Annotated in this window: 18 protein-coding genes; 3 read left to right on the top strand and 15 right to left on the bottom strand. The window is 66.2% G+C overall.

Annotated elements, in window-relative coordinates:
• Nucleotides 1-86: 86 nt before the first annotated feature.
• Together PU724_RS02630 and PU724_RS02625 are read left to right on the top strand one after the other, a co-directional pair.
• Entirely contained in the window at nt 87-1,472 is a 1,386-nt protein-coding gene (locus PU724_RS02630) for an NAD(P)/FAD-dependent oxidoreductase (RefSeq protein ID WP_354419522.1), read from the top strand.
• Between the two features lie 117 nt (nt 1,473-1,589).
• Entirely contained in the window at nt 1,590-1,958 is a 369-nt protein-coding gene (locus PU724_RS02625) for a cupin domain-containing protein (protein WP_354419520.1), read from the top strand.
• A gap of 30 nt (nt 1,959-1,988) precedes the next feature.
• On the opposite strand, the gene PU724_RS02620 is transcribed toward PU724_RS02625, so the two are convergent.
• Complete coding sequence (locus PU724_RS02620) at nt 1,989-3,632, bottom strand: MFS transporter (protein WP_354419518.1); 1,644 nt, start codon at nt 3,630-3,632, stop codon at nt 1,989-1,991.
• Between the two features lie 211 nt (nt 3,633-3,843).
• Entirely contained in the window at nt 3,844-5,715 is a 1,872-nt protein-coding gene (asnB, locus tag PU724_RS02615) for an asparagine synthase (glutamine-hydrolyzing) (protein ID WP_354419516.1), read from the bottom strand.
• Nucleotides 5,716-5,889: 174 nt separating this feature from the next.
• On the opposite strand from asnB, the gene PU724_RS02610 reads away from it, so the two are divergent.
• Nucleotides 5,890-6,186 carry a hypothetical protein gene (locus PU724_RS02610; protein WP_426213021.1) on the top strand — a complete coding sequence of 99 codons (297 nt, stop codon included), beginning with the start codon at nt 5,890-5,892 and terminating at the stop codon, nt 6,184-6,186.
• A gap of 67 nt (nt 6,187-6,253) precedes the next feature.
• Here PU724_RS02610 and fliQ read toward each other — a convergent pair whose 3' ends face one another.
• The 13 genes from fliQ to PU724_RS02545 form a co-directional block, all read right to left on the bottom strand.
• Entirely contained in the window at nt 6,254-6,520 is a 267-nt protein-coding gene (gene fliQ / locus PU724_RS02605; protein WP_126058467.1) for a flagellar biosynthesis protein FliQ, read from the bottom strand.
• A gap of 23 nt (nt 6,521-6,543) precedes the next feature.
• Nucleotides 6,544-6,951 carry a flagellar hook assembly protein FlgD gene (gene flgD, locus PU724_RS02600; RefSeq protein WP_127310921.1) on the bottom strand — a complete coding sequence of 136 codons (408 nt, stop codon included), beginning with the start codon at nt 6,949-6,951 and terminating at the stop codon, nt 6,544-6,546.
• Between the two features lie 5 nt (nt 6,952-6,956).
• Nucleotides 6,957-7,394 carry a flagellar biosynthesis repressor FlbT gene (flbT, locus tag PU724_RS02595; protein WP_127310922.1) on the bottom strand — a complete coding sequence of 146 codons (438 nt, stop codon included), beginning with the start codon at nt 7,392-7,394 and terminating at the stop codon, nt 6,957-6,959.
• The gene (flaF, locus tag PU724_RS02590) at nt 7,391-7,738 is read right to left on the bottom strand and encodes a flagellar biosynthesis regulator FlaF (RefSeq protein WP_127286503.1); all 348 of its coding nucleotides are present in this window, start codon (nt 7,736-7,738) and stop codon (nt 7,391-7,393) included. The genes flbT and flaF overlap by 4 nt, the downstream gene beginning before the upstream one ends.
• 31 nt (nt 7,739-7,769) lie before the next feature.
• Nucleotides 7,770-8,819 carry a flagellar hook-associated family protein gene (locus tag PU724_RS02585; RefSeq protein ID WP_127286504.1) on the bottom strand — a complete coding sequence of 350 codons (1,050 nt, stop codon included), beginning with the start codon at nt 8,817-8,819 and terminating at the stop codon, nt 7,770-7,772.
• Between the two features lie 3 nt (nt 8,820-8,822).
• A complete protein-coding gene (gene flgK, locus PU724_RS02580; protein ID WP_354419510.1) occupies nt 8,823-10,256 on the bottom strand; it encodes a flagellar hook-associated protein FlgK in 1,434 nt (477 codons plus the stop codon).
• Nucleotides 10,257-10,286: 30 nt separating this feature from the next.
• Nucleotides 10,287-11,540 (bottom strand): flagellar hook protein FlgE, encoded by a 1,254-nt coding sequence (locus PU724_RS02575; protein ID WP_354419508.1) that lies wholly within the window; start codon nt 11,538-11,540, stop codon nt 10,287-10,289.
• A 97-nt stretch (nt 11,541-11,637) separates the two neighbouring features.
• The gene (locus tag PU724_RS02570) at nt 11,638-12,306 is read right to left on the bottom strand and encodes a response regulator transcription factor (RefSeq protein WP_126058474.1); all 669 of its coding nucleotides are present in this window, start codon (nt 12,304-12,306) and stop codon (nt 11,638-11,640) included.
• A gap of 233 nt (nt 12,307-12,539) precedes the next feature.
• Entirely contained in the window at nt 12,540-13,130 is a 591-nt protein-coding gene (locus PU724_RS02565) for a transglycosylase SLT domain-containing protein (RefSeq protein ID WP_354419506.1), read from the bottom strand.
• The gene (gene fliK, locus PU724_RS02560) at nt 13,060-14,448 is read right to left on the bottom strand and encodes a flagellar hook-length control protein FliK (RefSeq protein ID WP_354419504.1); all 1,389 of its coding nucleotides are present in this window, start codon (nt 14,446-14,448) and stop codon (nt 13,060-13,062) included. Before fliK ends, PU724_RS02565 begins: the two co-directional genes overlap by 71 nt.
• Entirely contained in the window at nt 14,445-15,905 is a 1,461-nt protein-coding gene (locus PU724_RS02555; RefSeq protein WP_354419502.1) for a chemotaxis protein MotC, read from the bottom strand. The genes fliK and PU724_RS02555 overlap by 4 nt, the downstream gene beginning before the upstream one ends.
• Nucleotides 15,902-17,353 carry a MotB family protein gene (locus tag PU724_RS02550; protein ID WP_354419500.1) on the bottom strand — a complete coding sequence of 484 codons (1,452 nt, stop codon included), beginning with the start codon at nt 17,351-17,353 and terminating at the stop codon, nt 15,902-15,904. Before PU724_RS02550 ends, PU724_RS02555 begins: the two co-directional genes overlap by 4 nt.
• Nucleotides 17,350-17,976, bottom strand: a complete 627-nt coding sequence (locus PU724_RS02545) for a hypothetical protein (RefSeq protein ID WP_354419498.1) — start codon at nt 17,974-17,976, stop codon at nt 17,350-17,352. The genes PU724_RS02550 and PU724_RS02545 overlap by 4 nt, the downstream gene beginning before the upstream one ends.

Here is a 17,976-nt window from a genome sequence, read left to right as displayed (position 1 = left end):
GCCGGCGCCTGCAATGATCAGGCTGACGACAGCACAGCAGACACGACGCCCACCTGATCCCTTCACCTCCCTCCGGAAATTCTCCCATGCAAGCCAAGCGCAACGGCGACATATCGTTCTGGTATGCGGATATCGGCGGGGTTCCCGCGCCGCGGCCGCCCTTGCCCGGCGATATCGAGGCCGATGTCGCCATCGTCGGCGCGGGCTACACCGGTCTGTGGACCGCCTACTATCTGATGAAGGCGAGACCGTCGCTGCGCATCGCGCTGATCGAGCGCGAGTTCGCCGGCTTCGGCGCGTCGGGCCGCAATGGCGGCTGGCTGTCGGGCGGCTTCACCTGGTCGCGCGAGAAATATCTCAAGACCTCGACCCGGCAAGGTGTCAGCGCCATGCAGGCGGCCATGGCCGGCTGCGTCGACGAGGTGATCCGGGTGGCGGCCGCCGAAGGGATCGATGCCGACATTCGCCGCGTCGACAATCTGACGGTGGCCACCAACCCGGCGCAACTCGAACGCGCCCGCGAGGAGTGCGAGACGATCCGCGCCTGGGACGTCGATCCGAACCGCGTCGAGATGCTCGATCAAGCGGCGACGCGGGCGCGCATCAATGTCCGCGACGTCCTTGGCGGCTTCGTCGTCCATGGCCAGGCGCGGGTGCAGCCGGCCAAGCTGGTGCGCGGCCTTGCCGCCGCCGTCGAGCGGCTGGGTGTGCCGATCTACGAGCAGACGACGGTGACCGCCATCGCCAAGGGCAGCGTGACGACCAACCGCGGCACGGTGCGAGCGGAAACCATCATCCGCGCCACCGAAGGTTTTACCGCAGGCATTCCCGGCGAGGAACGGACCTGGCTGGCGCTCAACAGCGCGCAGATCGTGACCGAGCCGCTGTCGCCTGAGCTGTGGCGCGCGATCGGCTGGGAAGGACATGAGCTGCTCGGCAGTGCCGCCCATGCCTATTGCTATGCCCAGCGCACGCGCGAGGGGCGCATCACCATGGGCGGGCGCGGCGTGCCCTATCGCTACGGCTCGCGCACCGACGTCAACGGCCAGACGCAGCAGGCGACGATCGACCAGCTGCATCAGATCCTGATGACGCTGCTGCCGCAGACGGCGGGCTGCCGCATCGAGCATGCCTGGTGCGGCGTGCTCGGCGTGCCGCGCGACTGGTGCACGACGGTTGGCCTCGACCCGACCACCCGCATCGGCTGGGCCGGCGGCTATGTCGGTCTCGGCGTCTCGAGCTCCAATCTTTCGGGGCGAACGCTCGCCGACCTGATCCTTGGCCAGGACACGGAACTGACGCGCCTGCCCTGGGTCAACCGCAAGGTGCGGCGCTGGGAGCCGGAGCCGTTCCGCTGGCTCGGCGTCCATTCGATGTACCAGCTCTACCATCTCGCCGATCGCTGCGAGGCCGCCGGGCTTTCGCACACGTCGAAGCTTGCCGCCCTGGCCGACGCCATCACCGGTCACTAGAGCAGTTCACCGTTTCACGGAAACGGCGGCCTGCTCTAACTCATTGTTTTGACGCAATTCCGGACGGAAAACGGTTCACACTTTTCCTGGAATTGCTCTAGAGCGGATCAGCATCTCATGGAGCCCAAATTGATCGATCTTTCGACTTTCCACGACCTCGCCACGGCCGATATCGGGGCGTTCTCGCCGAAGCCGACCTCCATCGAAGGCGACCAGGTCGAGGCGGTGCGCTCGTTCTTCCAATCGCCGGACGGGACCGTCGATATCGGCATCTGGGAATGCACGCCGGGCCGCTTCACCGCCGATCGTTCGGGCTCGTCGGAGATTTGCCACATCATCTCGGGACGGGTCGAAGTAGCGCGCGCCGATGGCGAAAGGCGCGAACTCGGTCCGGGCGATCTGCTCGTCCTGCCGCAAGGCTGGAAGGGCGAATGGCTGATCCGGGAGACCACACGCAAGCTCTATATGATCCAGAGCGCCGGCTGATCGCCGGCGGGCGACCGACCCCGAACCGGGTCAGTGCTCGATCGGCCCCCTCGGTGAGACCAGGGCGGTGCCGGCGGTGGTCGGGCGCTCGATCATGCGGCGCACATGCGGTGGTTCCCCGCCGCTGTGCAATGCCCGGATGCGTTCGCCGACGACGGCGTCGGCATGGGTGGCCCGCCTGTTGTGGCGGATATACTCCAGCCAGGTCGGCGTGTGGTAATGTTCGATCCACACGGATGGATTTTCCAGGTCGCGCGCCAGTGTCCAGTTGCGGGCGCCGTCGCGGCGACGGATGCGGCCGCGCTCGGCCATGGTGGCGAGGAACTCCGGCACGTCCTCGTCGCGGATGATGTATTCGATCATGATGGCGATCGGGCCGCTGCGCGGCTTGAGGTCGAGCCCCAGATGCGGCTCCTTGAAGCGGTTGAGCGGATCGAGGTTGAGCACCGCATGCTGCGGCAAGGGCAGGACGAGGCCGATGGCGCCACCCGCCAGCATGGTGATGCTGGCCGCGATCAGCGCGGTCTCGGCGCCATGCGAGTCGGCGACGACGCCCCAGACCCAGCTGCCCAGCGCGATGCCGCCGAAGGTCGCCGTCTGGTAGACCGAGAGCACCCGGCCGACCACCCAGCGCGGCGTCGACATCTGCACCGTGACGTTGAAATGCGACAGCGCGCGCACCCAGCAGGCGCCGCCGATGAGCAGGCCGAAAGCGGTCTGCCAGGCGTGAAGGCTGACGGCGGCGTTGAGGGCGCATACGGCGAAACCGCCAAAGGCCATGCGCACCATCGTCTCCGAGGACAGCAACTGCCTCAGCCGCACGCTGATCAGCGCGCCGCCGACCGCGCCGATGCCGAAGGCGCCGAGCATGATGCCGTAGGTCAAGGCATCGCCCTTGACGACATCGCGCGCCACCAGCGGAAGAAGCGCCAGCACCGCGCCGGCGCTGAAGCCGAAGGCCGAGCCCCGGACCAGCACCTTGCCGATGTTGGGCGACATTGCGACATAGCGCAGGCCGGCGCCCATCGCCGCGCCAAGCGTCTCGCGCGGCAAGGTCTGCGCCGGTATTTCCGGCTTCCAGCGAAACAGCACGATGATCAGGCCGATATAGCTCAGCGCATTGGCGGCGAAGGCCGCGGCGGCGCCCGCGGCGGCGACGATGACGCCGCCGATCGCCGGGCCGACGCTGCGCGTCAGGTTGAAGCCCATCGAGTTCAGCGCGACGGCCGCCGGCACCTTGGAACGCGGCACCATGTCGCCGACCGAGGCTTGCCATGACGGGCTGTTCAGCGCCGTGCCGCTGTCGATGAGGAAGGTGAAGGCGAGCAGCGTCCACGGCGTGATCAGGCCGAACCAGGTGAACAGCGTCAGCAGCGCCGAGACGACCAGCATGAAGGTCTGCGCCACCAGCATCACCTTGCGCCGGTTGAAGCTGTCGGCGATGGCGCCGGCGACCAGCGCGAACAGCATGATCGGCAGCGTGGTCGAGGCCTGGACCAGCGCCACCTGGTAGGACGAGGTGGCGATCGTGGTCATCATCCAGGCGGCGCCGACGCCCTGGATGAGACCGCCGAAATTCGACACCAGGCTGGCCGACCAAACGGCCCGGAAGATGCCGTGGCTGAACGGCGCCAGCGCCGAGACGCGTTCGCTGTCCGGCTCGTCATCGATCATCAGCGCTGTCCCGCTTCACACGCCGTTGGCCTGCCGCCGCGAATGTCCTCTCCGGAGATGGAGCATGGCGACGCGGGGCGGACCGTTGCTTGAAAAAGATTATGCTCCAACAACAGGATGGCGAGGCAAAAATGCGTCGTTACGCGGCTAAGCCAATGGTCTGGCGGCCTTGGACCAACCGCCCGCCGGGCGTACGATTGGGCCGAACCGCTTAACCAGGCGCTTCTGCGGCCGCGGCATGCAGCGCATGGGTGAGGTTGCCCGCCGTTTCGCCGCCGGCATGAAGGCGCAGGAACAGTTCCATGCCGACGAGGCGTAGCCGCGAGGCTTCGTCGCGCCTCGCCAGGTCGACAAGGTCCTCGACGGCGGTGGCGGGCCATTTCAGCGCGTCGCGCAGATAGCCGCCGCGCAGCAGGCCCTGGCTGCCCTGGGTGAAGCCGGACGAGATTTCGAAACCCTTCTTCGGCGCGTAGACGTTCTCGCGCGGCAGGTGCTTTTCCGCGACCTTCTTCAATAGCCACTTGCCGGTCCTGCCGCGCAATTTCTGACGCCTCGGCAGATGGATCGCGAAGTCGATCAGCCGGTTTTCGATGAAGGGAACCCTGAGCTCGACCGATGCCGCCATGCTCAGCCGGTCATGCCGGTTGAGCAGGTCCTGCAAATGCGAATAGAGATCGTAGAGACAGCATCCAAGGAAGGCGCGATCGCCGAGCGGCGTCACCGGTTCGAGCCGGTCGAAGATCCTAGTCTGCAGGAAATTGAGCTCTGGCGATAGCGACCTCAGCACGAGATTGCGCTCCGAGGCCGAGCTGTTGCCGGTCGATGTCTTGAATGGCGCATGGCGCAGGCGCCCGAACTTGCGATCGAGCCAGCGCTTCGAGCGGAACAGCCGTCCCGGCCAGGACCATGCCTGCCAGGCCCGCATGCTTTCGGCCTGCCATTTGTAACCGCCGAAGAGTTCGTCGGCACCTTCGCCGGTCAGCAGCACCTTGACGCCGTCGGCCCGGCATTGCTCGGCCAGCGCCAGAAGCCCGACATGGCTTGCGTGCCAGCCGTCGCTCTCAAGGTGCCAGACCGCTTTCGGCCAGAGCTCGAAGAACCGGTCCCTGTCGACCGGCACCCGGCGCAGCGGGATGCCGGCGCGGCGGCCGGTCCGTTCGGCGTTCTCCGCCTCGCTGCGGCCAAGCCGGGGGTCGACGACATAGCCGTGGATTTCCGGCCTGAAGCGCTTCGACAGCGCCGTGATCAGGCCGGAATCGACGCCGCTGCTGCAGGCCGTGGCGATGCTGGCGTCGGCGATGCAATGGATATCGACGCTGTCTTCGATCAACGCTTCGAGCTTCGCCATATGCTCGTCGTCGGAGATGCGGTCGCCGGTGATGCGCTCCGCCTCCAGCACATCGAGGACGTGCCAGAAACAGCGCTTCTCGATGCCGGCGCCGGTGATCTTCCAGAGGCCCGCCGGCGGCAGGCGTTCGATCCCGTCGAACAGGCTGAAGCTCGAATCGCGGTGCTGCCAGGCAAGCCGCAGGGTGATCTCGCGCGCGTCGATGCGGCGGCCAAAACCGTCGCAGGCGAGGATCGCCTTGTCCTCGGAAGCGAACAGGATCCGCTCGGCCGTCTCGGCCACCGCCATCGGCTTGATGCCGAGGCGGTCGCGGGCGAGCCACAGGGCGTTGTCGCGCGCGTCGAAGTAGGCAAAGGAAAACATGCCGTCGAACAGCGGCACGGCCTTTTCGGGACCCCAATGATGCAGGGCCTGCAGAACCACTTCGGTGTCGGAGACACTGCGGAAAATACAGCCTTCCGCCTCGAGCGTCTGGCGCAGCGAGCGGTAGTTGTAGACCTCGCCATTGTAGGCGAGCACGCCCTTGCCGCATGCGGTCAGCATCGGCTCGCGGGCGGCCGGTGAGGGATCGATGATGGCAAGCCGGCGATGACCCAGGGCGAGCCGGCTGCTGCTCCAGCTGTCGTGGTCGTCCGGCCCGCGATGCGCCAGCGCTTGCATCATGCCCGCGATGTCCGACAGGTCGCCGGCGCCGATCGGGTCGCGCTTTCGCCAGACGCCGGCTATTCCGCACATGGCCTGCCGGCCGGTTTAGTCTGCCCCATGATTTTCGAAGACCGCCTGAGACCAGTGGCGCCCACGCCGCGCAATTCACAATCTAGCCGCAACCGGGCTGCCCGCAAGCCGTCCGGTGAGCGGGTAGTGGGTCAGTTTGAAATTTCGCCCCGATCACAATAGGCGCTTTTGCCTGTGCGCCGTCTGGAAAATAGCTTTAACCAAGCTTGTGCCATATTCCCCACCTTTCATAGTTTCGGATGGATGGCAGGATTGACGGCGTTCAAGGTCACAGTTCTAATTTTCGGATGGTTTGGCCTGCTGCTCATCGGGATGTTTATCCTTGGAATTTTCCTCGATGGTGGCCACGGTGAGAGCGGGGCATGGTCAGTGTTTCTCGCTATCGCTTGGGCGGTGGCCTATTGGCCTGTCACGTTGATCGTGCTCGGCCTTGGGTTTTGGGCCTCGAATTGGTGGATGAAGCAGGGATAGCGGCAAGCTCAATTTCAAACTGACCCACTACCGGTGAGCGCAAGGAGCAGGCACTCCGTGGTCCGCGTCAGAAGCCGTGCTCGATGCGCTCGAAGATGACGTTGGTGAAGGCCGATATCTGACCGCCGATGAATGGGCCGGTCAGCGCCACCACCAGCATGATGGCGACGATCTTCGGCACGAAGGTCAGCGTGATTTCCTGGATCTGGGTCAGCGCCTGGATCAGCGCGATGCCGATGCCGACCGCCATCGCCACCAGCACCACCGGCGCGGAAGCGGTCAGCACCGTCCACACCGCGTATTGGACGATATCGAGGGCGTCGGCCTCGTTCATGGGTCGTGACCGGAGCCTGTCGCCTAGCTCGCCGCCTTGACCGAAACGCCCGAGGTGACGGGAACTTCGGTGCCGTTCTGCAGCACCGCGATGAGGCCGCTGCTGGCCAGGCGCACGGAGGCCACCGTGCCCGTCGTCTTGCCGTCGGCGGAGGTGATCGAGCGGCCGATCAGGGCATCGGCCTGCGACAGGGCCGAGGACTGCATGATCTGGTCGAGCTTGGTGTTGGTCTGCACCGATTGCTCGACCTGCGAGAAGGTGGCGAGCTGGGCGACGTACTGTGTCGAGTCCATCGGCTTGGTCGGATCCTGGTTCTTCATCTCGGCGATGAGGAGCTTCAGGAACGACTGGTAGTCGACCGCGGTCTTCGAGGTCGACGTGGTGGTCGAGTTGGCACCGGTCGGTATGGTGGTCGTCATGTCCACGGTCATCGGCATCAAGCTCCTACGGCCAGCGGGCGCGCCGCGCCCGGAATATCGTCATTGCCGCCAAGCGCGCGGCGTTCGAGCGGATAGAGCGCGCGGATCGCCTTCAGCGCCTCATAGACATGGTCCTCGCCGACCATACGGTCGATCTGCTTCAGCGCGCTGCAAATCTCGCCGTCCTCGAAGCTCGCCAGCAGCATGGGCAGCGAGCGGCGGAACATGTCGCGCGCCTCGGAGGCGCTCGCCGGGTTCATCAGCATGACCTGCAGGATGAAATAGAGCTGCCTGAGCGGGGTCGACGCCTGATCGGCCTGGATGACGTGGCTTTCGAGCAGGAACTGCACGTCGTTCATCAGCTCGATTGTGACCTTGCGGTCGACGCGGATGACGGCGCCGTTGATGTAGATCTTCTCGTTCGGCTTCAGCGATATCTTCAGCGTGTTGGTCATTGGATGCCGTCCCGGATGATCTGGGAGACTTCGATCAGGCCTTCGAAATTGTTGGTGCGGCCCTGGCGGATGTCCTCGGCCTCGCGCAGCAGCCACAGGCCGATGGAGATGAGGTTTGCGCGCAGTTCCTTGGGCAGGGCGTTGTCGCTGGAGCCGAGATCCTCGACGAAGGTGGTCCAGATGCGGTTGGTGAAGTGCAGCGCCTCGATCGCTTCCATGGAATCCTGGCCGACCGCGGCCGCGGCCGACAGCATGTCGATCGAGCGGGTGAGCAATTCCCGCTCGCGGTCCTTGGCGTCGGAGACGGAGTCGGTCTGGATGTCGGCGTAGGAGAATTGATACATCGTCGGGGCTCTGCCGTTCCGGTGGAAGTTTTCAGGTCAGGTAATTCAGCAGGCTGAGCTGCTGCAGGCGCGCGGTCAACGCGAATGAGGTCTCGATATGCTGCGTCAGGTCGGCGATGCGGGTCGCGGCCTCGGCGGGATCGACGCCCTCGAGATCGATGATGTGCTTCTCGAACAGGTCGACCTGGGTCTTCATGCGGTCGCTGGCGTCGGAGACACGTTTCTGGGTTAGGCCGACCTCCGAACGCACCTGGACGATGCCGCCGATGGCCTCGCCGACCAATGTCTGGGCGCGGCTGACGACGGTGTTCTTGGCGGCATCGCTGATGTTGCCGGAGAACAGGTTGGCGACCATCGCCGCCGCCATGGCGAGCTTGCGGATGCCGTCCTCATTGGCGCTGACCGAGGTCTGCGTGGTCTCGTTCAGCGCGATGCGGCTGGTGATCTGCTCGTCGGTGGCGTTCGACCAGGTGCCTTGCCAGCCCGGGCCGAGGAATTGCGGCTCGACGCTGGTGGTGATGAAGTCGTCCATCTGGGCGGCAGTGATGTTGGCCGCGGCCGGATCGCTTTGGGTGAAGCCGAAATAGGCGACGAAGGAGGCGTCGAAAGCGGCTTTGGCGGGCGAGCCGGCGGCGGTGAAATCGTCGACCGGCTTGACGTCGGTGTTGGTGCCGGCGAACAGATACTCGCCATTCACGCTGGTGTTGAGGATGCCGGTCATCTGCTGCAGCGCCGACGCGCCGGCCTGCTGGGTGATGCTGGTCGAGGAATCGCCGGACACGGCGCTGGTCAAGGCCGAAAGAAAGTTCTGCGCGACGTCGGAGAGCTGGCCGAGCGCATCCTGCGTCGACGTCAGCCGGGCGGCGACCAGCGCGTTGGAATCGATGATGCCGTTCAGCCGGTCGAGATCGCGCTGGAAGGTCACGGCCTGGGTCGTGCGCCCGCCGAGCGCCAGGCCGACATCGGCGACCTTGCCGGTCGTTGACTCCTTCGTCGCCTTGACCAGATCGGACTGCATGCGCATCTGCTGGTAGCGCATGGCGTTGGATATTGCGGCTGAGGAGACGGCTGTCGCTTTCATCGATTATCCCACGGCATTCATCAGGGCGTCCAGCATGTCGTCGACGGTCTTCATCATGCGGGCGGAGGCCTGGTAGGTGTGTTCGAGGTCGAGCAGCAGCGACATTTCCTGATCGACATTGACGCCGGTGTCGTTGGACAGCGCCTCGGCCGTGCGCGTGGCCAGCGCCTCCTTGGCGTCGGCGGTGGTCGAGGCCTGCTGGCGTACGCCTTCGAACCAGCCGATCGAGTTGGCGGCATAGTCGGCGACGCTGGATGTCGCCGTGATACCGGCGGCGGCATCGAAAGCCATCGGCTGGTCGAGCCGGTCGCCATAGGCGATCAGGAGGTTGGCGTAGGACGAGCCGGAAGTGTTGAGGACATAGGCAGCGCCATTGGCGCCGCCGTCGCGCAGCAGCGCCGGGGTCATGGCGGCGTTGACGCTGATCGAGCCGGCAAGGCCGTCGACCAGCGTGCCGGCGGCGGGAATGGCGGGCGCGCCCGACCAGGTGAACAGGCCGGCGGCATCGGGCTGCGACGAGGAGGTCTCGGCAAAGGCGGTGATAAGCCCGCGGGCGGTCTCGTCGAGCTGGCTCTGCATGGTGGCGGCGACGCCGTCGCGCAAGGTGATCAGGCCGGCGAGCTTGCCGACGGCGCTGGTATTGCCGCCGCTGCCGGCCGAGAGCGGCACGTTGTCGATGGAGATGGTGTTGCCGGGAGTGCCGGCGGTGTAGCCGGACGAGGGCGTGAAGGTCACCGAGCGCGGCACCGTCTCGAACAGCGTCGTGCCGTCCGTGGTGGTGATGACCATGTCGTTGTCGCCGCGCGTGAAGGTCGAGACGGGAACGTATTCGGCGATCTTCTTCAGGATCGCGTCGCGCTGGTCGAGTGCGTCGGACACGTCGGTGCCCGAACGCGTTCCGGAAATGACGGCCTTGTTGGCGTCCTGGAACTGGCTGAGCAGCTTGTTGAGGTCATCGACCGCGGTGGCGATCTGGCCGTCGGTCTGGGTGCGGAAATCCTGGATCGCCTGGGTGCCGTCATTCAGCGAGCGCACGACGTCCCTGGCCGCGTCGATGACGCTGGCGCCGAGATTCTGGTTGGACGGCGTCGTCGCATAGAGCTGCAGCGCCTGCTGCAGATTGGCGATCGCGGTCGAGGGCGAGGACGCGTTGTCGACGCCGTTGACGGCCAGCTCCAGCTGGTCCATGCCGCTGTAGAGCGCGCTCTGGCCGCTCCATGCGGAGAGGGCGCTCAAATTCTGCCGGAACAGGAGGTCGTTGGCCGCCCGCTGGATCTCCACCGAGCGGGCGCCCGGCGCCGTGCTGGTGATGACGGCCGTGCGGCGGGCATAGTCGCTATTGGAAGCATCGGCAACGTTGCGCGAGACGATGCTGGTCTGCTTCGAGGTGGTCAGGAGCGCCGACTGTGCGATGCTCAAGGCGGAGGTCAGCGACATGCGGGTCTTTCACGGGCCGGGGCCCGACAGTTATCTCTTCAGGTTGACAAGGACATCCATCAGGTCGGAACCGGTCTGGAAGACTTTCGAATTGGCGGTGTAGCTGCGCTGCGCCGCGATCATGTTGGTCAGTTCCTCGGCGATATCGACGTTGGAATTTTCCAGCGCGCCGGAGACGATCGAGCCGAGCTTGCCTTCATTGGCGAAGCCGATGCGCACCGCGCCGGAATCGGTGCTCTGCGCGTAGACGTTGCCGGGCAGCGCGGTTAGCCGGTCCGGGCTCGTCACGTCGGCCAGCGGGATCTTGTAGAGCGGCTTGGTGGAGCCGTCCTCATACTGCGCGTAGATGATGCCGTCCTGGCCGATCTGGATCTTCTCGATCGTGCTCGGCGCATTGCCGTTGACCTCGGCCTCGGAAACCGTGAAGCCGGTGCCGAGCTGGGTCAGCTTCGACATGTCGAGGTCGAGGGTGGAGCCGTTCGGCACGGTGAAGGAGATGCCGGTGGTGGCGCCGGTGAGCTTGCCGGTGGTGGTGTCGAAAGTCAGGTTGGCCGAGGCCAGCGCGCCGCCGGTATAGGGGAAGGACGTGCCGGCGGTGGCCTTGGACTGGTCGAAGACCGAGACTTGCCAGGCGCCTGAGCCGGTGTTGGTGAAATAGACGTCGAGCAGGACCTTGTTGCCGAGATTGTCGTAGGCGACCAGCGACGACTTCGAGGTGTATTCAGCGCTCGCGCTGTTGCTGGACGGCAAGGGGCCCGCAGGCGGGGTGGCACCCGCCGGCAGATTGCCACTGAAGACGCCTTCGGTGCTCGGCGTCGCGGTCATTTCCTGGTCGGAGATCTGCACCGGCTCCAGGCCCTCGAAACCGTTGGCCGTCGCCGCCGGATCGCCATTGGCGTAGCTGTAGGCCATCAGCTGATAGCCGGCGGCATTGACCAGCCTGCCTTGGGCGTCGGCGACAAAGGCGCCGGCGCGGGTCAGATAGGGCGTGCCGCTCGGATCCTGCACGACAAAGAAGCCATCGCCGTTTACGGCAAGGTCGGATACCGAGGTGGTGTATTGCAGCACGCCTTGCGAGCTGATGGCGGAGCGGATCGTCGTCGTCACGCCGCCCGAATTGTAGGCGCCGCCGGTGCCCGGCATGATCAGCGTCGAGAATTCGGCGGAGGAGCGCTTGTAGCCCGTAGTGTCGGAGTTGGCGATGTTGTCGGCGACCGTGGACAGGCGATTGGCCTGCGCGTTCATGCCGGAGACGCCGGTCCGCATCATTCCGTAGAGGCTCATCGAAACGTCTCCTCAATACCCACGACGGTGGGGCCCATGACAGTGGCCGCGAGCCTATGCCGCGTGTCTTGCGCGAGGCTGGCGCGGGTTTCGGCCATCAGAACACCAGCCGGTAGCCGAGGAAGCGTTTGGAATCGATCGGATCATGGCCGAGCTTTTCGCGCAGCTTCTTGCGCAGCTTGCTGATGTGGCTTTCCACCACGTTCTCCTCGACCTCCTCGTCGAAGATGCCGTAGATGGCGTTGAAGACCTGGGTCTTGGTGACCCGTCGGCCGCGGTTGCTGGCCAGATATTCGAGGATGCGGCGCTCGCGGCGCGGCAAGGGCAGCGGCTCGCCGTCGATCTCGGGATCGCGGCCGTCCATGAAGATGCGCATCGAACCGACCTCGGTATAGGTCACGTCCTCATGCGCGCGGCGGCGGATGGCGGTGATGCGCGCCAGGATCTCGCGGATGTGAACCGGCTTGCGGATGACGTCGTCGACGCCGCTCTCGAACAGCCGCAGCGTGTTTTCCAGCGAGTGCTGTTCGCTGAGCGCGATGACCGGCGCGCCGGTGCGGTCGCGGATCTGGCGCGGCGAGATCGCGCCCTCGCGGCAGTCGCCGATGAGGAAGGCCCTAACAGAGCGCAGATCGGTGTCGGCCGCGGAGCTCACCCATTCGCCGAACTCGCTGGGCGCGAAGCCCGCGCTGGCCACCCCCTCGCGATCGAAAAGTGAGCTGTAGCCTTCAGTTACGAGCTCACGCTCGTCAACGATCACGATCATCGGCCCGCCCTCCGAATCATCTCATTTGCCCCGTGGAAGGAGGCGTAACCGGTGGCGAGAATCCTGAACAACCGTCATTTCTTGTAGCTATTTTCTTGGGAGTTTTTTGGGGACCCGAAAATAAGCGCGGTCGCATGGGGTGTACGGAGTGCATCGGCGCGCGCCGCGCAGAACGATGCGGCAAGCGCCGGAGAGGCCGAAAAGCCCCTGTGCGCCTCGGAACATAGGTGCATCTATGGGTTGCAGAATGAGCGGGCGTTGGGCGTCCATTTGCCGAAGCCGGTAGCGACCATGTTGGCGATGACGCGACAGACATAGACCTTCTGTGCGGGGTCGTTGTCGGGGCCGGCATGATAGCGGGCCACCGCCATCGACCAGGTCATGTGGCGGGCATGCAGGCTGACCAGGAAGCGCGCCGCGTAGTCGACATTCTGGCGCGGGTCGAGCATGTCTTCGACACTGCGAAAGTGCGACGCGTGGTAATGATGATTGATCTGCATGCAGCCGAGATCGATCAGCGTCTTGCCCTCGCGGCGGGCGCCCTCGAACGTCGCCAGGGCCTCGGCCCGGCTTCGCGGGAAGATTGCTTTTCCCTCTATATTCATGGCGTTAGGTTGAAGGCTGCCCTTCTTGCCGGTCTCCGTCAGGCCAACGGCATAGAGGATGCCGGCCGGCACGCCGTAGCGGTCGGCGGCGCGCAGGATCTCGGGTTCGCAAGGGTTGGCGGCGGCGCTCGCAGCGCTGATGGCGGCGCTAGATAAACATGCCGTCGCCAGTGCGCTCGCGAGCAGGCGAAGCAGCGCGGCCGCTGTCCGGTGTGTCATTGCTGTTGTTCCTTCCCGGCTGCTGACCGCCGGAGCCGGCATTGTTGCCGCTCGAGTTGCCGGGCTGAAAGGCGGATTGCTCGCGGCCTGGCGACATCGGCAGCGAGCTGTTGGCGTCGACGCGCGCGGCCGCTGGCGTTGCTATCGAAGGTTGCAGTACCGTGACCTTGTCGACGTCGAAGCCGAGCCCGCGCAGGGACTTGACGATCGCCTCGCTGTCGGCCGCGAGACGACGATGTGCGTCATGGGTTTCGGGCTTCAGCTCGATCGAAAGTTGCTCTCCGGAAAGCCGCAGGCTGGCCGTGACCATGCCAAGCTCGGCCGGGTGAAGCTCGATCTTCAATATATGTGTCGGAACGGCAACAGAACCGGGCGGTTGGGAACCCGCGGAGGGGGTCAAAAACGCCTGCGGCAAGCCATTGTCCGACGCCAGCGCGTCGACCAGCGCCGAAGCCGTCTGGTTTAGCGGGTTCTGCGCCGGGGCCGGGAAGCTCTGCTCGGCGACGACATCGATGCGCGCAGCCGACGACGCCTGTTTTCCTTGCTCCGACGGCGTCGCCGACCGTATTGCTTCAAGGGTTTTCGATGCCGGTCGCCTCGCCGGCGCTGCCGATACGTCCGCAGGCGTCTGATCCTCAGGCGGCGCCGTGGCGCCGCCATCCCGGCGCGGCAGGTCCTTGAAGACGGCGCTGATGGCTTCCGGCTGTCGGAGCTTGCCGGGAAACGCCTCGGCGTTCGAGCCACGTTCGGACCGGGAGAAGGCACCGGCATCTTTGGAGTCGGGATCCGAGGTCTGATCGGGTTCTTTCAAGGTGGAAAGCAATCGCCGCGACGATTGCGGCTGGCCGTCCAGCGCCGGCTCCGGCCCGCTGGGCGCGGCATCGTCGCCGTCCGCTCTGGCCGATGGCTGGAAACGGCCGATGTCGCTCAACGCCATCAGCAATGGCAGGCTGTCCTTGAGCGGGCCGGCGTTCGCGGTCTGCGCGGCCGGGTCGGCATCCGCCGAGGCCTTGTCCGCATCGGTATCGGCCTCGTCCTTCACGGCCTTGCCGAGCGCTGACTTTGGCGCGGCGGCTCTGGCCGGAGCATCGCCTTCGGGCTGCGTCTTGCCGGGACTGGCCAGTGCGCGTCTGTTCCATCGCGCATCGGGGGATCCGGTTTCAGCCGGTTGCCCGTTTTCCTGCGCGGACTGTTTTTCGGCGCCGCGCAGCAGATCGCCGAAGCTCGTGTCCTCGCCCTTCGCGGCCGGCGCGCCCGACCTGGACGCGGCGTGCGTGGGAACAAGTCCCGGGAGGGCCTGGCCGAGGCTGGTGGTCATTTCGGGGCGGCTCCAAGCAGTTGGTCGATCTTGTTGAGTTGGCGGCGCGTCTGCATCATCGCGGCGTCGGTGGCGTCGGACGGATCGAGACCGGGGGAAGGTTCCGGCGTCGATGCGGGCTGAACTGCCGCCGCCTCGGCCGATGCCGAAGCCACCGCCGGCGCATCGGTTGGAGCCGGAGCCTGCGCCTCCGGCGCGGCCGCTGCCGGGATAGAAGCCGGCGCATCCGGGGATGGCGATGCCAGAGCTTGCGCGTCCGCCGGCTTTGCGGCCGGGCCGGATGTCTCGACCGCCGGCTGCTCGGACATCGCGCCTTCGACCGGCGGCAGGTCGGCGTCTTCCTGTCTCTCCGCCGCAGCGATCTCGGCTGCGGGCTTCCCGGCTGCGGACTTCTCAGCGTCCGCGTCGTGCTTTTCGACGGCGGGGATTGCCGGTCGCGCGACCACTTCGCCGGCGACGGCCTGCGCGGCATCGAGCAAGGCCCGGTCGCTTTCGGAGAGCTTGGCGCGGTCGATCTTCTCCAGCTTGGCGCGCACATCCTCGATGGTGCTCGACGTCACCGTCGACAGGCTGGAATAGAGCTGAGCGCGCGGGTCGTCCTCATTGCCGTTGCCGTCGCGGCCTTGCTCAGCCCTGGCCGAGGCGAAGCTGGAAAGCTCGGTCAGGCCGTCGATCGCCGCCCGGCGGGCGATGCGCAGATAGATCACCTTCTCGCGCTCGGGATCCATCATCGAGGTGATGTCGGCGAGCTTGTCGTGACTGATCGCCATGTGCAGCGAAATGACGCCGGAGACGAAGGAATCCGCGAATTGGCTGGCATAGGGCGAGTGGAGGTAGTTCGACACATATTGGGTGGAAGCCAGCGCGAAGCGGGCCGCGTCGCCTTGCTGCGCGGCGATGCCGACCGAGCGGCGAAGCGCTGCTTCCTCGACCAGCGTGCCCGGGCTGAGCAGCCGGGCGTCGTCGAGCAAAGCGAGGGCCGCGGCCGGCTGGTCGGTGGCGAGCAGCGAGCCCTTGACCAGCGCCAGGAAGGCGCCGAGGTCGGCGGGCAGCGCCATCGGGTCGATCGGCCTCAGCGTTTCGATCGCCTCGGCCGGGCGGCCGTTCAGGTAGCTGATGATGCCCTTGGCGACGGCCAGGCTCCGCGGGTCGGTCTCGGCGCGCGAGGCGGCTGCCTCGACGGTGACGGGATTGCCGCCGCTCATGCCGTAGACGAGCAGGGCGCGAAAGTTCCTCGGTTCCTTGAAATCCCCGGCATCGGCGGCGCGCAGGCGCGCATCGGTCATTTCGAGCAGCTTGGCCTGCATCGGCAGCGCCGCGTGGTCGCCGGCGGCGATGCGGTCCTGCACGAGCTGCAGCGAGCGCACCAGCTGGTAGGGCTGCAGGGCCTCGTCGGCAAAGCTCGCCGACGGCGCTGCGGCGCTCAGCAGCAGGCCGATGACGGTCGCAGCTTTCATCCGCCCGTCGCCATCAGAATCTCGATGCGGCGGTTAGCGGCCGCCAGCGGATCGGCAGGATCCTTCGGCTGCCGGTCGGCGAAGCCCGCGACCTCGGTGATGCGGCGCTCGTCGACGCCGCCACGCACCAGCATGTAGTAGGCCGAATGGGCGCGCGCGGTGGACAGGCGCCAATTGTCGTAGGTGTCGCTTCGGAACGGCCGTGAATCGGTATGGCCGTTGATGCTGATCGTGCCCTTCTGGCTGTTGACGATATGGCCGATCTTTTCCATCGCCAGCACCAGCTCGCGGCGCGGCAAGGCCGAGCCGATCTCGAACATGCCGAAATCCAACTGGTCGGTGATCGAGATGACGACGCCCTTGTCGGTCGCCTCGACCGAGACGCCGTCATGCAGCTTGTCGCCCGGCTTGAAAGCTTCGGCCAGCTGCTGCTTGACCTCGGCCGCGGCCTGGACCGTGGCGGCGCTCGGCGCCTTTTCGCCGACATCTGGTTTTGCCGCCGCTTCGGCCTTCGCGGCTTCCGGCTTTGCGGTCTCGGCCTTCTCGCCGTTGGCGGTTTCGCTTGTCGCGGTTTCGCTTTTTGCAGCTTCGCCCTTGGCGGCCTCGGCCTTGGCGGCTTCGCCTTTTGCAGCCTCGCCCTTGGCGGCTTCGACCTTCGCGGTTTCGGTCTTTGCCGTCCCCGGCTTGGCATCCGCCTTGTCGGGCGCCGCCTTCGCCAGCGGCTCCAGCGGCGCGTCGATGACCGGCGGCGCCGGCGGCACGGCCTTGACCTTCGGCACCTGGGTCTCGGCGACTTTCTCGCCGGGCTTTGCCGGATCGCCCTCGATCTTGGCGCGCTCGGCGCTTTCCTCGGCACCGGGCGCGGCCACCTGCTGCGACCAGAAATCCGGCGCGAAGGGATCGCGGTAGGACTCGCCGCCGGAGGCGCCGGTCGCCGGGCCGGCATTCTGCGCGCCGCCTTCGCCCTTGGCGCTGACATTCTGCATCACCCCGGTGTCGGTCGCGATCTCCGACAGCACCGCATAGGGATCGGCAAATAGATGCTCGTCGGAAAGGTCGGAGTTCTGCGAGGCTTCCTTGGTCTGCCTGCGGTCAGAGGAGCCGGCGCCGCCCTTGCCGTCCTCGCCGGCCTTGCTGGCGCCGTCCTGCGGATTGTCGGCCGTCAGCCCGACCTTGCTCGGACCGTCGCCGAGATCCTCCAGGCCCTTGCGGCTGGAATTGCGATCGATCAGCTCGACCGGGTTGAAGTAGCTGGCGACGGCCGCCTTGGTCTGCTCGTTGGCGGCGTTGATCAGCCACATCACCAGGAAGAAGCACATCATGGCGGTCATGAAGTCGGCGAAGGCGATCTTCCAGACGCCGCCATGATGACCGTCGTCGTGGCCGTCATGGTTGCGCTTGACGATGATGATCTCGTGCCTGTCCTCTCCGGCGTCCACCGCGCTCATGACAGAACCTCGGACAGCGAGGCCGACCATTCGGCGATGCGCGTCTCGAACACCGCCTCGTCGATGACGACGGTGAGGTCGAGGCCCTGTGCCTCGACGAAGTCGAGCTGGGCGGCGCGCGGACCGAGCGAGGCCGCCAACGTTTCGAACAGCGACAGCGGGCCGCGCACGGCGATGCGCACCGCCTCGGAGTCGGCGATGGCCTCGCCGATCGTGCGCGCGAGCGCGTCCAGCGAGCGCTTCTGCAGGTCGTCGCTGACCATGCCGCCAATGATGCGGGCAAGGGTGGCGCCGACGAGCTCGGTCACGCGCAGCTCCATGGCATCGATGTGCCTGGCGACGGCCTGGCCGACATCGCCGCCGAAGCTTTCAAGGAAGGCTTTTGCCTCGTCGGCATTGGCTTGGCGCTCGGCCTCGAGCGCAGCCTGATGGGCGACCGCAAGGCGCGCTTCGAGCGCCGTTTCCGCATCGGCGACGGCTTCGGCGATCAAAGTGCCGATGTCGGCCTGCGGCGGCGCTTCGTCGGGCTTGCGTTCGGGCTCGGCGGCGGCCTGCGGCTGTCCGGCACGCGGGCTGCGCGTTCCGAAATCCGGGAGAAGGTCGAAGAGGGCGACTGAGGGCAT

The organism is Mesorhizobium abyssinicae (assembly GCF_049887195.1).
Classification (GTDB): domain Bacteria; phylum Pseudomonadota; class Alphaproteobacteria; order Rhizobiales; family Rhizobiaceae; genus Mesorhizobium; species Mesorhizobium abyssinicae.
The sequence above is the reverse complement of the archived record's forward strand: the minus strand, read 5'-3'. Positions and strand labels throughout refer to the sequence as shown.

Bases quoted from the DNA above. Each gene is read 5' to 3' on its own strand.
- PU724_RS02630 (WP_354419522.1), top strand. From the start codon at position 87: ATGCAAGCCAAGCGCAACGGCGACATATCGTTCTGGTATGCGGATATC.
- PU724_RS02625 (WP_354419520.1), top strand. From the start codon at position 1,590: ATGGAGCCCAAATTGATCGATCTTTCGACTTTCCACGACCTCGCCACG.
- PU724_RS02620 (WP_354419518.1), bottom strand. From the start codon at position 3,632: ATGATCGATGACGAGCCGGACAGCGAACGCGTCTCGGCGCTGGCGCCG.
- asnB (WP_354419516.1), bottom strand. From the start codon at position 5,715: ATGTGCGGAATAGCCGGCGTCTGGCGAAAGCGCGACCCGATCGGCGCC.
- fliQ (WP_126058467.1), bottom strand. From the start codon at position 6,520: ATGAACGAGGCCGACGCCCTCGATATCGTCCAATACGCGGTGTGGACG.
- flgD (WP_127310921.1), bottom strand. From the start codon at position 6,951: ATGACCGTGGACATGACGACCACCATACCGACCGGTGCCAACTCGACC.
- flbT (WP_127310922.1), bottom strand. From the start codon at position 7,394: ATGACCAACACGCTGAAGATATCGCTGAAGCCGAACGAGAAGATCTAC.
- flaF (WP_127286503.1), bottom strand. From the start codon at position 7,738: ATGTATCAATTCTCCTACGCCGACATCCAGACCGACTCCGTCTCCGAC.
- PU724_RS02585 (WP_127286504.1), bottom strand. From the start codon at position 8,819: ATGAAAGCGACAGCCGTCTCCTCAGCCGCAATATCCAACGCCATGCGC.
- flgK (WP_354419510.1), bottom strand. From the start codon at position 10,256: ATGTCGCTGACCTCCGCCTTGAGCATCGCACAGTCGGCGCTCCTGACC.
- PU724_RS02575 (WP_354419508.1), bottom strand. From the start codon at position 11,540: ATGAGCCTCTACGGAATGATGCGGACCGGCGTCTCCGGCATGAACGCG.
- PU724_RS02570 (WP_126058474.1), bottom strand. From the start codon at position 12,306: ATGATCGTGATCGTTGACGAGCGTGAGCTCGTAACTGAAGGCTACAGC.
- PU724_RS02565 (WP_354419506.1), bottom strand. From the start codon at position 13,130: ATGACACACCGGACAGCGGCCGCGCTGCTTCGCCTGCTCGCGAGCGCA.
- fliK (WP_354419504.1), bottom strand. From the start codon at position 14,448: ATGACCACCAGCCTCGGCCAGGCCCTCCCGGGACTTGTTCCCACGCAC.
- PU724_RS02555 (WP_354419502.1), bottom strand. From the start codon at position 15,905: ATGAAAGCTGCGACCGTCATCGGCCTGCTGCTGAGCGCCGCAGCGCCG.
- PU724_RS02550 (WP_354419500.1), bottom strand. From the start codon at position 17,353: ATGAGCGCGGTGGACGCCGGAGAGGACAGGCACGAGATCATCATCGTC.
- PU724_RS02545 (WP_354419498.1), bottom strand. From the start codon at position 17,976: ATGCCCTCAGTCGCCCTCTTCGACCTTCTCCCGGATTTCGGAACGCGC.